16 protein-coding genes are annotated in these 14641 nt (G+C 47.1%); all 16 read right to left on the bottom strand.

Annotated elements, in window-relative coordinates:
• Positions 1–55 precede the first annotated feature (55 nt).
• Positions 56–1354 (bottom strand): sigma-54-dependent transcriptional regulator, encoded by a 1299-nt coding sequence (locus BT_RS00070; RefSeq protein WP_009039983.1) that lies wholly within the window; start codon positions 1352–1354, stop codon positions 56–58.
• Positions 1326–3785, bottom strand: coding sequence for an ATP-binding response regulator (locus BT_RS00065; protein ID WP_162303140.1), 2460 nt, complete (start codon positions 3783–3785; stop codon positions 1326–1328). Before BT_RS00065 ends, BT_RS00070 begins: the two co-directional genes overlap by 29 nt.
• 133 nt (positions 3786–3918) lie before the next feature.
• A complete protein-coding gene (locus BT_RS00060) occupies positions 3919–4320 on the bottom strand; it encodes a hypothetical protein (protein ID WP_225011890.1) in 402 nt (133 codons plus the stop codon).
• Between the two features lie 172 nt (positions 4321–4492).
• Positions 4493–5659 carry a hypothetical protein gene (locus tag BT_RS00055; protein ID WP_011107058.1) on the bottom strand — a complete coding sequence of 389 codons (1167 nt, stop codon included), beginning with the start codon at positions 5657–5659 and terminating at the stop codon, positions 4493–4495.
• A 59-nt stretch (positions 5660–5718) separates the two neighbouring features.
• The gene (locus BT_RS00050) at positions 5719–6618 is read right to left on the bottom strand and encodes a hypothetical protein (RefSeq protein WP_225011891.1); all 900 of its coding nucleotides are present in this window, start codon (positions 6616–6618) and stop codon (positions 5719–5721) included.
• 36 nt (positions 6619–6654) lie between these two features.
• On the bottom strand, positions 6655–6780 hold the full coding sequence (locus BT_RS24800; RefSeq protein WP_256593211.1) for a hypothetical protein: 126 nt from the start codon (positions 6778–6780) through the stop codon (positions 6655–6657).
• Complete coding sequence (locus tag BT_RS00045) at positions 6773–7861, bottom strand: hypothetical protein (RefSeq protein WP_225011893.1); 1089 nt, start codon at positions 7859–7861, stop codon at positions 6773–6775. Before BT_RS00045 ends, BT_RS24800 begins: the two co-directional genes overlap by 8 nt.
• A gap of 39 nt (positions 7862–7900) precedes the next feature.
• Positions 7901–9010 carry a phosphate ABC transporter substrate-binding protein PstS gene (pstS, locus tag BT_RS00040; protein ID WP_011107055.1) on the bottom strand — a complete coding sequence of 370 codons (1110 nt, stop codon included), beginning with the start codon at positions 9008–9010 and terminating at the stop codon, positions 7901–7903.
• Between the two features lie 128 nt (positions 9011–9138).
• Positions 9139–9684, bottom strand: a complete 546-nt coding sequence (locus tag BT_RS00035; RefSeq protein WP_011107054.1) for a hypothetical protein — start codon at positions 9682–9684, stop codon at positions 9139–9141.
• A complete protein-coding gene (locus BT_RS24300; protein ID WP_009039991.1) occupies positions 9668–9841 on the bottom strand; it encodes a hypothetical protein in 174 nt (57 codons plus the stop codon). Before BT_RS24300 ends, BT_RS00035 begins: the two co-directional genes overlap by 17 nt.
• A gap of 266 nt (positions 9842–10107) precedes the next feature.
• Positions 10108–10554: a hypothetical protein gene (locus tag BT_RS00030; protein ID WP_011107052.1), complete on the bottom strand. Its 447-nt coding sequence runs from the start codon at positions 10552–10554 to the stop codon at positions 10108–10110.
• Positions 10555–10645: 91 nt separating this feature from the next.
• Entirely contained in the window at positions 10646–10942 is a 297-nt protein-coding gene (gene rpsQ / locus BT_RS00025) for a 30S ribosomal protein S17 (RefSeq protein ID WP_055235409.1), read from the bottom strand.
• A gap of 248 nt (positions 10943–11190) precedes the next feature.
• Positions 11191–11859 (bottom strand): hypothetical protein, encoded by a 669-nt coding sequence (locus BT_RS00020; protein ID WP_008647129.1) that lies wholly within the window; start codon positions 11857–11859, stop codon positions 11191–11193.
• Positions 11860–11993: 134 nt separating this feature from the next.
• Positions 11994–12770, bottom strand: a complete 777-nt coding sequence (locus tag BT_RS00015) for a DNA-binding domain-containing protein (protein WP_009039993.1) — start codon at positions 12768–12770, stop codon at positions 11994–11996.
• Positions 12771–12863: 93 nt separating this feature from the next.
• A complete protein-coding gene (locus tag BT_RS00010) occupies positions 12864–13859 on the bottom strand; it encodes a hypothetical protein (protein ID WP_009039994.1) in 996 nt (331 codons plus the stop codon).
• 72 nt (positions 13860–13931) lie between these two features.
• The gene (locus BT_RS00005; RefSeq protein ID WP_011107050.1) at positions 13932–14549 is read right to left on the bottom strand and encodes a hypothetical protein; all 618 of its coding nucleotides are present in this window, start codon (positions 14547–14549) and stop codon (positions 13932–13934) included.
• Positions 14550–14641 lie beyond the last annotated feature (92 nt).

Genomic DNA, 14641 nt, shown 5'->3' with positions numbered 1-14641 from the left:
ATATATCAATGTGTCGTGTAAAAGCCGGACACGTGTACGGAAGCCGGACACGCGGTTATTGAAAGCCGTACTTCCGTAATTTCTCATAAAGTGTGCTCCTTGATATTCCCAGCAGCCTTGCCGCCTCCTTACGGTTGCCTCCGGTCTCTTCCAATGCCCGCATGATGCATTCCTTCTCTTTTTGCGCATCATTCAGCGCAAGCGTCTCTGACGCATCCGCCCCGTCCGCTTCCCGAACGGAAAAAGCCAGACTTCCAGCGGCTATCCGTTCTCCGTCGGGCGTAAGCAGTACGGCACCCCTTACCGTATTCTTCATCTCCCTCATATTCCCCGGCCACTGATAGGCAGCCAGCCTGCTCCGGGCCTCCCTGTCGAAACCACCTGTCCTTTTGCCCAGCTCGGCATTGGCCTCTTCAAGAAAGAAGTCCGCAAGCGGCAGTATGTCCTCCCTGCATTCCGCCAACAACGGCAGGCGTATGGTAAATTCATTCAGCCGGTGAAATAAATCCTCCCTGAAACGTCCCTCTGCAATGGCCTTCTCAAGATTCTCATTCGTGGCGGCCACCAGCCGTATGTCAAACGGGTACTCCCTCGTGTCCCCCAGCGGCCTATACCGTTTTTCTTGCAACGCCCTCAGCAGCATCACTTGTGTCCGGTACGAGAGGTTTCCTATTTCGTCCAGAAACAGCGTACCCCCGTCAGCCGTCCGGAACAGTCCCGCCTTGTCGCTCTCCGCACCCGTAAACGCCCCCTTCAGATGTCCGAAGAACTCCGATGCCGCCAGCTCTTCCGGAACCGTCCCGCAATCAACGGGAACATACGGCTTGTTCCATCTGTGGCTTCGTTCATGTATCTCGTGCGCCACATGTTCCTTCCCCGTGCCCGACGCCCCCCGCAGCAATACCGAAATGTCGGCGCACGCTATCAGTTCTATCTGCCTGTACATCTCCTGAGCCTTCGCGCTTTCGCCACGGTAGAAGGACGGCTTGCCGCTGTCTCCCTCCTTTATTCCGACGATAAGCTCTAGCAGGATGTCAGGCTGCACGGGTTTGCGCAGATAGTCCGTGGCACCCAGCTTAATAGCTGTCACCGCATTCTCCACTTCCCCGTAGTTGGTCATGATGATGACCGGGACCGTGCACCGCCTTTCCCTCATCCATTCCAGTAGGGACAGGCTGTTGTCATCCGGCAGACGCATGTCGGCCAGTATCAGACTGAACGGCTTCCCCGCAATCGCCCTGCGCGCCTCCGCTATGGTCGCCACGCACTGTGTCTTCATGCCCTGTTTCACCAGCCAATTGCTTATGGTACGGCTGAAAACGATGTCATCCTCTATAATCAGTATGCTCTTCATCTATACTCTCCCTGATTTTTCTTGCCGACTCCGCCAGCTTTTCCGCTGCATGGATTATCTCCCCGACTTCCATATATTGCCTTTCCTCCCACACAGCCGCCGTGTGTGTCACCAGACCGCGCAGGCGGGCCATCGGAAAGTTCATCCGCACCGTTTCCCATAAGGGAAGGTTCTTGTGCAGCACCTTGTGTATCGTATCCCTGTCATGCCCGCAAAGCGCATTTTCCAGTGTATGGATGCTCTCTTCCGTTTCCCGTATAAAAATATCCAGCATCCTTCCCTTGTCCTTTTCCCCCGAAAGGATGAACGAGAAATCGGGTTCTTTCTTCCCCGTTTTTACCACCATACGGCTTACGGTGCTTATCAGTTCGTCCATCGAGAACGGCTTCCGCAGGCAGCCCGCAAACCCGAAGGAAATATAATGTTCTTCATCGTCGGCGCAGGCCGTAACTGCCAGCACGGGTATCGTACGCGCGTTCTCCATGTTCGAGGAACGCAGCAGATCAAGTATCCTGTAACCGTCCATGTCCGGCATCTGTATGTCCGACAGAAGCAGGTCGTATGTTCTTTCCCTCAGTGCCGCCATCAGTTCCCGCACCGTCCGGCAGCATTCGCACCGCACCTTGTTCCGCACAAGCATCCTGCGGGTTATATCCAGTTGTATCCGGTCATCATCTATAACCAGCACGTATGTTCCTTCCAGTCCGTAGTCCTCCGCATACCCGTTTTCTCCATCCTCCCCATGCTTCGCCACTTCCGACAGGGGGAGGGCCACCCTAAACAGGCTGCCCGTCCCGTAAGGGCTCTCCACCGTGATGCGCCCGCCCAGCAGTTCCGTCAGACGGGAGACAATGGCTAGCCCAAGGCCGAAGCCGGGCAGGTACCTTGCATTGTCCAGACGCTCGAAGGCCCTAAATATCCTCTTCTGTTCATCCTCCGTCATGCCCGGTCCGGTGTCCTGCACGCTGAAGCGCAGCTCTCCCTGCCCGTATGCCGCCTGCAGACTGATTTTCCCCTTCCGGGTGAATTTTATGGCGTTGGAAAGCAGGTTGTTGGCTATCTGCATGATACGCGGGCGGTCTCCTTCCACCACGGTGTCAAGTCCCTCAAAATCCGTACAGAGTGTAAGCCCTTCCTTTCTGACCGACGGTGTATGCAGCTTCACTATCTCATCGAAAAGTGACAGCGGACGGAAAACCGTCACGTTCATTTTCCCCTTGCCTGCATCCAGCAGATAAAATTCAATCAAGGAGTTCACGAGTCCTATCATATAGTCGGACGAGCGGACGATATGCACCGCATACTCATCCTTCCGCTTTTCGTCCACTTCTCCGGGCAACAGCTCTGCATACCCTTTGATGGCTGTCAGCGGCGCACGCAGGTCATGGGCAATGGTCAGCATCATGTTTTTTCTGGATTGCAGCAGTTCCTTGTTTTTCAGGTCGGAAGATTCCAGTTCCCTGCGGTACCGGAGACACCTGTTCACGTCGCGGTGCAGCAGGGTATATAGCACGATGGCAAGCAGGAATACGAAAAGGGCAAGCGTCGCCGCCGTATTGTACGATTTCTCCCGGTCTGCCGCAATGGCATTGTATCTCGTTTCCAACCGCTCACCCGCCACCTTGTCAAAATCACCGACCAGCCCGTTCAGCCTCTTGTTCAGCGCCCGGCTACTCAAGTGCAGGCTGTCCATCTGGGCCGACAGCTTTTCCCGCTGTTCCTTCTGCTTTTCAGTCACTTCGCGGCTCAACGCATGGAGAAGATGGACAGCGGCATTGTTCCCGCTGTTTCGAGTGGTGGACGACGGCACTTTTTCCGATGCCGCCCGTTGCTGCTCCCGTTGTTGTCGGTAAGCGGATTTTTTCTCTTTTCCGCCGAAAACTTTCTTCAGAAAACTTTTCTTCTTCTCCGGCTGTTCTTCCCCGGTGGTTGCTGTCCCGGCATAAGCTTCCTTCACGGCAGGGGCGAGGATATTCCTTGTCGGCTGCCTGCGCACCTGCCTGACGATAGCCGGCACTTTTTCGCCCACCGTCTCGCCGATGTTTTCCAGTTCGTCAAACGTGCTCATGGCCGCTGACAGGAGCATCTCTTTCTGCTCAAGCAGCAGGCACAGCGAGTCTATGCGTTCCTGCTGTTCCGGCGTATGTACAAACTGCTGCAGTTCCTTCAGGACACCGCACGTCTTTTCTCTTCTCTCACGGTATAGCCGTAAGTCGCTTTCGCTCCAGGTGCTCACCACTTCGCCTTGCGACGCCAGTTCCAGCAGATGACCGTAAGTTTTGCGCGTAAGGTCGCGTATTATGCCCAGTTCTTTCATTTCCCACTTCAGTTCATCCCGTTTCATACGCTCCCCGCGGAACAGGTAAATAATGAATCCCAACAGAAGTATCAGCATGGCATAACCTATGAATATTTTAAGTTTCAATCCCATTCTCCCAACCGTTTTGTTCTATTCCTCGTCCTCATACGCTTTTCTGCCCTGTGCACTGCCCCTATGCATACAAGGGTAACGAAAAAGCTCAAGAAGATACAGACGGACAACACCGCTATGACTATCCGGCAGTTCATAAGTCTTCATCGTTTTCTCCTGCTCCGGCAAGGTGCCTCACCAGTACGATTCCCTCGTCATGGATTGTGAAGAATACGCACCAGGTGACGTTCATCATGCCCTGCATCTTGAACCGCACCCAGAAGGTGTCCCGTCCGCAATACCGCTCGAAGGCTTTCGGCGTTGCCGCCTTCGTCCGGGGAATGGGTGTCAGCACACGCACGATGCGGTGCAGCAGCAAGTCCGGAAACTCTTTCCTTATCACACTCACAGGCCTTGTACGCGGGCTTACGAACAGCCTGTCCGTTTCTGTCTGTATTTGTCTTTTCATTTCCGGCAGATAGCGCACATGTTGTTGCACCTTTCCACCCGCCACATAAGTCGGAGAGATGTCCTCACCCGTCACTGAACGGAGCATCTCGCTCTGTTCCTGCGCGGTAAGCCCGTGGGCACGCATGAAGGCATCCAGTTCTGTACCATGCACCCGCAGGTCGATGTTTACTTGCATCGGGGTTCCGTCCTCGTCCCGCAGCAAGGTTATTCCGTTGTATTGAATCATTTATGGTTTAAATAATTTATTAATTTGTAATTCATGGTTTCTTGCCCTGCCTCACCCATCCGGCCTTAGTCCAATCCCTGTCCTTCATCACATCCGGAGCCACGGCCCCCTCATAATCCGTCCGTTCAAAAAAGGTATCCAGCACAAACCTGTCAGGGGTCAGGGAAGTCACTTCACGCGTAGCGTTAATCAGGATATAATCGATACCCGGCAACGCTCCCGGTTGGCCACCAATCAGTTGGACAGGAATGTCATCATCTGCCACAGCCTCGCGGGTACTGCTGTTCACCAGTGTCAGCCGGCTATATGCGGAAACCGCAATCGGATACCGTCGGCCATGAGATTTATTATCATGCGCCGTAGACAGGTTCGCAATCACCGGATGTGTATAGAAAGACGGAACTTCCAATTTCCCCGTCCCATTGCAGCTAACCACGCTCCACACACTCTTCCGAATAGGTGCAGTAGCCATCACATACTGCAATTTCCCCGTATATCCTTCATTGAAGCACAATCCGTTCTGGCTGGCACCCGTACTAATCAGATACTGGGCATTCACCGTCCCTCCGTTGAACATAAACCCGTCGCCACCGCTACAGTAACTTTGACAATGGTCTATCGTAGTTCCCCGGCTCACACCGTCAAAGGTCACTGCCCCGCCGGCGGCACCGGCGTACTCCACCCGGACAAACTGTAGGGAACCGGAATCATCATTCTCCTCAGAACCTCCATAAGAAATATCCGTAGCAACAGTTCCACAATATAAAGTCTCACACTCATAACTGACAGGAGCCTTCCCCAACACAATCACACCGTCCCAACTACCCGGTTCTTTGATCAATGCCGTCATCACGATAGGAGCATCCTCCGTACCGTTGGCAACAATCTTACACCCCTTTGTAATGACAATCGTCGCTTTCCCTTGACCCGATGCGGGAAGAGCTTTCAGCAATGCGCCGCGTTGTATGGTCAGCGTGGCGCCGTTGGTCACAAACACAGGCTTACTAATCAGATACTCCGTATCGGTGTACAATGTTCTATCCTCACTAATCACCGAAGGCAGTACCTCTGTAGTCTCCCTGTCAAACATCTCGTCCTCATTGGAGCAGGACGTAAGCATACTCAGACACATGGCAGCCACCATAAAGAGAAAAGCAACAAGCGCTTTCCGGCAAAGGATTATTTCTTCTCTTGTCATCACAATCTTTTTTAGTTTAAACTTACACTGGCCAATCTCTGTCAATCAACAAGGATTGTTCAGAAATAACGGCCAAACAATCTTTTAAAAACGCCCTTTTTCTCTTCCGCTTTTTGGGGTATATTCTTTAGTTCCTGAATCCGGGCTTCAACCGATGCCAGCTCGCGCATCTCCCGTTGCGATTCTTCAATCAGTTTGGAGTCGCAGAACATGGTAGTTCCTCGTTGCCAGAATCCGGTATTTTCTTCCTGTATTTCTTCGTCAGGCATTATAAGAGTCAATGGCCCCTCCACATAGAAGTAAGCCTCCCCCGGCTCAGCCGCTCTACGTTTTTCCTTTTCCTCACGCCGCCTTTCCTCGGCCATCAGCATTTCCCTTCGTTTCCTGTCGCGTTCTTCCAGTTCCACCAGGTCAGCCAGCCTGCCGGTATTATAATACTCCACCTGCGCCCTTTCCATGCTCAATTTCTCTTGCATGTACAACGGTATCTGTTCCCCTTTCGTCATTGCGTAGGTGATGAATGTCTTGAAGAGATACGCTTCGTCATTTAACACAATCCCCAGCGCAACGCCATGGGAGGATGCGCTGTATATCCGTGCTCCGGTCACCCGTTCCTCGCTGCCCGGTTGCAGGCCGTAGCGCATCACGAGGTTATCCTTCAAATAAGTCTTTCTCAAAATCTTTCCGGACAGCGTACTGTGTTTTCCCCAGTACCGTTCACGGTAACGTATAAAAAAATGGGGAGGGAAAACAAAAACAGCATTCTCACCCGTGTCCATCGTGACAAAGAGATAAACATGGAAACCGGCATTCGATGGTACCAAGCAATAGAACTGGCCGCATCTATCTATAGTCTGCTGCTTCCATTCCTGCTTGCTGAGAACATAGAATCTCACTCCCCATTCCATTACGGGAGTGTTGATTAAAACAGAATCAACCCCGGACGGGAATCTGGCCATTCCCTCCACCTTCGGATTCAGCAGGATATGCTTTCTTCATGCTTTGGAACGTACATTAGTCTTAAGATCCTCGCGAAGCACCTCAATAGTTTCTTCAATGCTCATCTTGGATGTTACCATCCGCATGGGCTTCTTATCCGGTTTCGTTTCTTGTTTACCCATCTGTCATGCTGTTTTTAGTTAAAGACAAATTCTCTTCCTCCGCTGCCTTTTTGAATAGACGGTCCATTTCTTTCAGCACACTCTCCAGCGACATTAGATTATCGTAAGCTGTAGGCTCCTTTATTTGGGGCACCGATTCAACGAACGTACCAAACTCCTGAAGCAACTTAGCCGGTAAGTGATTGACGGCCCATTCCAGTAGCGGCAAGTTGCTTTTTACCTTTTCATCCATACCGTTATGCACCTTTACCATCGCCTCATTCTTCAGCAGAGCCATCTGCGGGTTTATCCCGGCACTTTCCGGATGTTTCCGTTTCTGGTCATCCAATCCGGCAGTCAACTCCATTGATTTGCACAGTTTCATCATGTCATGAAGCAAAATGTCCAATGCTTTCCGGTCTTTGGCCGATTCCCGATAACCGTTACATTTCAAGATGAACAGTTTCACGGCAAGCGCTCCCCACATCGGTTTCAAGTCCTCGTCATCAAAAAACTGTTCATAGCTCATTATCTTATTGATGACCGCCAGTTTGCCGTCCTTATCAATTTCCCCGAATCCAACCGCATCCACGGAGGCAATAAATATCTTATCACCAGCCGATGCCTGCTCCTTCTCTTCCTTTTTCCGGAAGCCGACAGCAAAAACGTAGTTTCGTCCAAAGAAACGGTACAACAAATCCCGGTCATTCGCTCTCCCATCTCCGTACAAAGCGGACAGACCATCCGCATGGGAGGAGAACATCACCAGTTCCACCCCCTTCCAAGCGGCAGCCTGCAAGTCCAGATAAGCAGCCACCCCATCTTCTGCATTACCCAGCAGATAGGCGCAGAGGAAGTTCTTATAACTGAACTTGGGCACTTCCGATTTCCGGTTCACATGCCCTACCGCTATCCACAAGTTACCCGCAGCGGTCCGAAAGACGCACGGATCATCCGTACACCATGGGAAGGCTGTCACTCCTTTCAGCACTTCCCGGTAGTTCTGTTCTTGGATTCGTTGTGATATCATGGCTTGCAGTTCCGGCATATCAGTCTGCATCCCCTTTCTTTTCTCCGATGTGGACATTGTTTTTGTTATCACGCTGTGTCCCTCCTTGTTAAGTACGAACGTATTCTTATATTACTTTCTCAATGCTTTTCCGTCGTATGTCACCTCCTTCAACATGTTCTTGGCATATTCCACAGCCTTTTCCGGCAGCGGTGAACATTGCACCTGGGTAGTGATAGTCTGAGCTTCCGGGCTGATCAGCCATTCCAGCAGCTTCACGGTTTCTTCCGCTTCACTGCGACTACGCCCGGCATAGTTCTGCTCCTTATAAAGTACCACCCATGTGAAGCAACTGATAGGATAAGCGTCGGCAACCTCTGAATCGGTAATCATGCCCGTAGCATCCCCCACGCTTGCGACAGCGGTAACGCTTTCCGAAGTGGGCTGCACAAAGTTTCCGGCAGCGTTTTTCAGCCATGCACTCTGCGTATTGAAGCTGGCTGCATATTCCGAAGCCACGTATCCGATAGCACCCGGAACTTTACCTACCAGTCCGGCCACGCCCGTATTTCCCGTAGCCGCTACTCCACGTGGAAAGGTCAAGGCTTTTCCCGTGCCAATCTTGGCCTTCCAGTCCGTACTCACTTTCGTCAGGTAGTCACTGAAGATATAAGTCGTTCCGCTACCGTCCAGACGGAAAACGGGATAGATTTCCTTGTCGGGCAATTGCTTGCCGGCGTTCACTGCCGCAATCCTTGCATCATTCCATTTCAATATCTTACCCATATAGATATCTGCTATCAGCTCTCCCGTCAGGCGCAGGTTATCCACACCTTCCAGGTTATAGGCGATAGTCACTGCCCCCATGCACGTAGGTACAAGGATAGATTTTACCGGCAGACTGTCCAGTTCCGCTTTGGTAGGTGGAACGTCCACACCTGCAAAGTCTATCTGTTGATTCTTCAGGCTTCTGAATCCGCGTTCCGTACCGATACCGGCATAAGTAACGGGGATGTCGTTCTTCTCCCAGTACATCTTGAACGCCTCGCTGTAGAAAGGTAACGGCAATGTGGCTCCGGCGGCGGTAATCACCGATTTACGACCCACAGCGGCATTTTCGGATAACTCCTCAACCGGTTTTCCACTGGTAAATAAAGTTGCTGCCGCTATTGCCAGTACAGCTACGAATGACAGGCATACACCGCCTGTTTTACTGATTTCTTTGTTTCTAATTGTTGCCATAAGCATTTTTATTATTGATTAAAATTATATCCATTTCAGACAGAGTGGGACAAAACGAAACCGTCCCGCTAACCAAAGTCTTTCGTTGGTTAGCGGGACGGAAATAAAGAATATGTCTGAGTGATCGTTTAAACCATCATTTTCAAATCATAATATAATAACCTTGTATGAGAGGCATCCTCATCACTTGATGTCAACTCTAAAAAATTATTCTTCAGATAGAAAGGTACTGCATCAATATAGGCATCAACTGTAATGAACCTACATCCGGTCTTATTGTTAATAACGAAATAGCCTTTAATGAAATTAAGCAATTTGCTGCCCAAGTGCAAATTATGTGTCGAAACATCTACCCCAAAGCGGCAGATTTTCACTGCTGGATAACTTTTCAGACGCTTCTCGTTAACAAAGCGTTTTTTCCGAAAGCGATTAAATTCCGTCTTGTTCTCAAATTCCGAAAGAGAAATTTTATCATTTGCCAGACTGAAATATGCCAAAACTTTGCCAAAGGCATCTTCCACTACATAACTAACAGCAAGCAGTTCATTTCTATAAATGAAAGATTCATTCATAATAAAATCGTTCAAATCCGCGTCTCCGCAATCGAACGATTCTATTCTCTCGTGTTCATCCAAACGGCGAACACCAAACTCTGGATTATTTATTTCTGCCATCAGTTTCTTCTTTAAAAATGCTCATGATGTACTTATAATCCCGTTTTATCTCTTCCAGCTTTTCCGGAGTCTCTTTCGGTGGATTTTTCATCCGCGCTTCAAATCTCCGTGCATCCTCCCCGAAGAGTATCGGAGTTTCTTTTATCGGTCTTGCCATTATTGCCTCCTTTCTCTATTGTTATCTGCAAAGGTAATGCTATTTATGCAAATACACAAACGGTCAAGGGGTTATCTTTATTTCCGTATATGTCCCATTCTGTCAAAGAGCGATTGTTTTTCAAGGCCAGAGCTATTTCTCCAATGACGATAGACAGCTCTGCCTTAAAGTCATTAAAAAAGGTTATCCCAGTGGATTTTCTTCTTGGTTTCTATTCCTTACGTGTTACTATATATGTCATTTTATTATTGTTAACACATAAAATTTCATGGTCTGCTTATTTCCAATGCCTCAATTGCATTTATCGTATCCTTAGGATATTCAAAATGCACGGAATCACATGAATGCTCCACTCTGACCTCCGCAGATCGATATTCCTTTGACTTCTTGGGTGCATCCCACGATTTGTTACTCAAAAAGACACGATACTCATAGATACATCCTTCATACAGTTCCGGCACTATGTAATCCAAAGTATCAGGGATATTATCCGCATATATAAAGTCATTTATAAATTTGGTATAGTCCCCCTTCGGATAGTATATTCTTAAACAAAATTCGGCCTTCTCATAAGTGTCCGTATTTGTGATATTAGCTTTATCAATAAACCTGAATACGCTTTCTTTCTCTTCAGGTTGTGTCTCTTTCTCATTATCATCGTTTTGACAAGAGAATAGACAAGCAAGGAACAGCAGTACGGTTAGTCTTCTCATAATCAATAGTCTTTAATTGTTAATGCATTTGCTTTCCATATAGTGATATATCCAATATTAATTCTGAAATACCTACTCTTTTTTTACCGTCTCAATACAGTTTTCTGTAAAATCTAAAATATTTAGTCTTGCTGAAATGTCTGGTTTCATGAGCAAGCACCCGGTCTCCTACACTACATTCCTCCAGGGGATCATGTATTTTATACTTTTTCGTATATTGTACTGTTTTCCCATACTTCGGATGCTTTTTCGTACGTTCCACCTCTATGACAACCGTCTTTTGCATTTTCGTGCTTACCACTATCCCCTCGATACATTGCCGGGGTATTCTTTTTACAGCTACCTTTGGAGAGTTCCATAAGAAAGGCCGTAAACGGCACGGCACCATCTTAATATTGAAATAGCTGAAAATAGCGTTCCATTCACTCATCACATTCAGCAAGCCGTTATATTGCTGTGCAGTGATTTGTTTGGTATTGACGGCTTCCAGCATTCCGAACAGTTCTTTCACTTTAGGTATGATAAGTTCTATATCCTTAGTTTGCGGATTACCTGTATTCAGAAGATGAAATACCCGGCTGCACAGTGCCTCATGTTCTTTCAATATTTCTTCAATACCATTTTCCATACAATCCGTTATTTGAGGTTCAATGCACAATGGTAGATATCCAAATATCCCATCAGGATGATATCCGCATAATCAATGATGCTATAGAAATCCGAGATAAATACCCGTTGGTTCGTTTTGATAAAGTCAAACTCACTGTCGCCCCAGTTACCGAGAGGATAACTGCCGATGGTTTTCATTATTCCACAGAATTGTTGGTGCAACTGGAAGATTTCTTTCTGTGCATTAAGTATTTTCCGCAATATGGCTTTCATCTCGCAATCATTTATCCCGGAAAACTCCACAGACAAGTGGGATTCGTCCTTTATGCTCACCAACAGATTTTCAAAGCAGGGACGCAACTGGGCAGAAAGTTGTGTTTGAGCGATACGTGCCGACGGCGTTTGCAGGGATTCTTTCAGTGCATTTCTTAATGCCCGGCTCCGGTTGGTCACTATTTTCTCGTAGATGACGGGATTAGTCAGGAAAACAGCTACAAGGCGAAAATCATTACTCAACGAATGATACTTCTGATGTATCTCTTTTATTGCTTTGGATTTGACGGACAATTGCTTCAGAAACAACAGCAGCATTTCATTGTCCGCCTGCTCTTTATTCATTCCATGCGCAAAGAACTTGTCATTCATCTGCATGGTAAAACCCAGAATAGAAGCTATATTTGCTATAATGTCTATCATTCTTTTATTATTTCAAATTATTCAATGAAAGAAAGCATTTGTTTTGATGTCTGAAACCGCTTTATCGAAGAGCTTTAGATAGCCCTATCTAATCTCCTTAGACAGCTCTGTCTAAAAAGGCCGGATAAGAGGCTTTATCCTAAAGGATTCTCATCCAAGTTTCCATCACTGGTATTTCCACCTTCAGAACCACCACTTTGCCCGATGGTAATCACTTTGCTCGTACTACGCGGAGTTTTCAGCAATGTATTTGTACCACTGTATTGCGTAGTGACCGTCAGCGTGTAGTGACCGTCCGTTAAATCGGAGGGAAGCAAGATAATGAGTTGCGAGGGGTTGTTCACCACCAGCATATCATTAGGCAGCTTGCTGACCTTGCCGGAAGCATCAGTCAGGGTGATACCTACCGATTCATGTTCACCAACGACTTTTATCAAGCGTCCGTTCAGGGTGTAGTTGCGTCCGGCGGTTGCCATGCCGTCCGTGGCACGGGTGGCGGCATCTTCGCCACCTATTATATACATGGCGTCCCGTTTCTCTCCCAAGATGTTGACTGAAGTCTGCGCAATAGCTTCGCGCAAGTCCTTGTCCTGGGTAAAGGAGACGTAGATTGAATTCTTTTTTTGATCCCACTGTCCGCCGTCTACTACACCACGGAATTGGGGTACGGCTCGGAAAAGTCCGGTATTCACCGAATAGCCGCTCAGCATCAAGTCTGACAACACACGGTGATATAGCTTCACTGCGTGCTCAATGGTTTCTTCACGAAGACCTGTGTCTTCTTTCTTCATTTCGCTAAGTATATCCTCCAGCGTAAGGCTTCCGGCTGATTCCAACATCAGGATTTTGTCTTCTTTGTTGTCTACGGTGACAGCATTGTCTACCAGCCAACCTTTCAGGGTGTGTTTCATGATTTCTTTTCGTTTTTAATTAACAAATACTCATTTTTAGGAAAAGCACCTCCGATTAATTAATTTTATCGGAGGGCTTTAAGTACCAAAGCTCTATTTCCAAGGAGTAGATAAGATAAAATTGCATTGCACATTATCACCGCCTTGATGTGAAGGATCCATAAAGCGAAATGTCATGAATTTATTATCAGAAGTTCCTATTGGAATACTTGTATTAAAATGTTCCAGATTATTAACTATCATATTTCCACTCTCATCTATCAAATCATATACTCCGTTTACTACACCTTGGCCAAATGCATCATTATCGATTTGAATATACTCAGAAATCTTTCCAGCTTCCAAATCAATTGTTGCTATTGGGGCTGTAAATTGCATAGCATCTAAATCCATCAAATAAACTACCAATTTCAACTTGTCATGGCCGGGAAAGGCATCAGCAGTATAAAAGAAACGAATTTTAGTATATTGTCGAGATTCCGGATCCGCTTCTTCACCATCGGATATATCCAAGAAGTCTGTATCGGACAACTGCATAAGACTGAACTGGCCTTCTGGCATAATAGTCATATCTTGTTCATAAAGAACTTGCCCATCAACATTGCGCACTATTTTTAATGTACCGCTTAAGTCCGCTTCGGCTATATAATTCTTTACCTTATTTGATAATTCTCCATTATTGAACGTAACGGTATATAAATCAGTATTAGGATTAAAATAGCTAATTATGGGAGTGAATGTTGTATATTCCTCCAAAGATGAAGAAATAGCAATATCTCGTCCCACAAGTTTAAGCAACTCAATGTCTTTACTATTATCCAGTGTTATCTCTTGTGACAATTCGGGCTGTTTTTCGCCTATTTTATAGACCTCTAGTTTAAGAGTACTATTCTTTTTAACAGATGTTGAACGATTAATACTTTTTTCTCCATTAAAATAAACCTCATAACTACTTCTTAGTTCTTGTTGTACAAACGATACAGTACAAGTCTCAAATCGCATGTCTATATCCTCACCTTCTGTTTCACAACCAGCAAAGACAAATATAAAAATGCTAATGATGAGACTGTATAAAAATTTATTCATCATTTTTCTTCAAAAAAGAGCCGAATAAAGAGGGAGGCTAATCCCTCTTTTATACGGCTCCAAATTATTCAACAATTATTTTACCCACGCTTGAGTTAACCAGTTTGAACGTCCACCAACAGCACCTCTGTAAGAAGTAGTCGTAAACCAACTATCCAATTCACTAAAATCTGCACCTGCATTGGCTGGAGATGCATTAGGCATCAAACCTGTATATCCACCCCACGGAGAAGTCAGCCCAATAGCCTCAGCACTTGCAGCAGCAGTATTAGTCGCGTCAGCTGTGATACCTGAAAATGTAGTACTAACACCATTTACAACATTGTTTTTGAAAACATAGCTGTTAGTGGTTTCACACAAGATACCGGTAGGATATCCGTAAAGAATACTGTTCACCAAAGTAAATTGGCAGTTTCTACGGAAGTTGGCACAAGATTTCATGGATTTACCATCACCCATTGCAGATTGTGCAACCTTACCATTAACGGTTCCAACGATTGTTAAGTTACTGATTGTCGGGTGAGTGAACGGAGTTAAAGATGAACTGCTTCCGTCGTTATCACATTCAATACCATTCGGGTCTTTAGTGTAATAGGTACTATTTGCATCTACAGTGGCTACCAAGAACTGAAGCTTACCAGTGTAACCAAAGTCGAAGTCAAAAGCATCGTCGTGCGTACTGGTAGATACCAAATACTTGGCATTTATTGTACCACCGAAGAATTCGAATGCATCGTCTTCACCGTAGTATGCCTGACAGTGGTCAAAAGTTGTACCTGCACCTA

The organism is Bacteroides thetaiotaomicron VPI-5482, from assembly GCF_000011065.1.
GTDB classification, from domain to species: domain Bacteria; phylum Bacteroidota; class Bacteroidia; order Bacteroidales; family Bacteroidaceae; genus Bacteroides; species Bacteroides thetaiotaomicron.
Note: the sequence above shows the minus strand (reverse complement) of the source record. Positions and strands in the feature narration are given on the sequence as shown.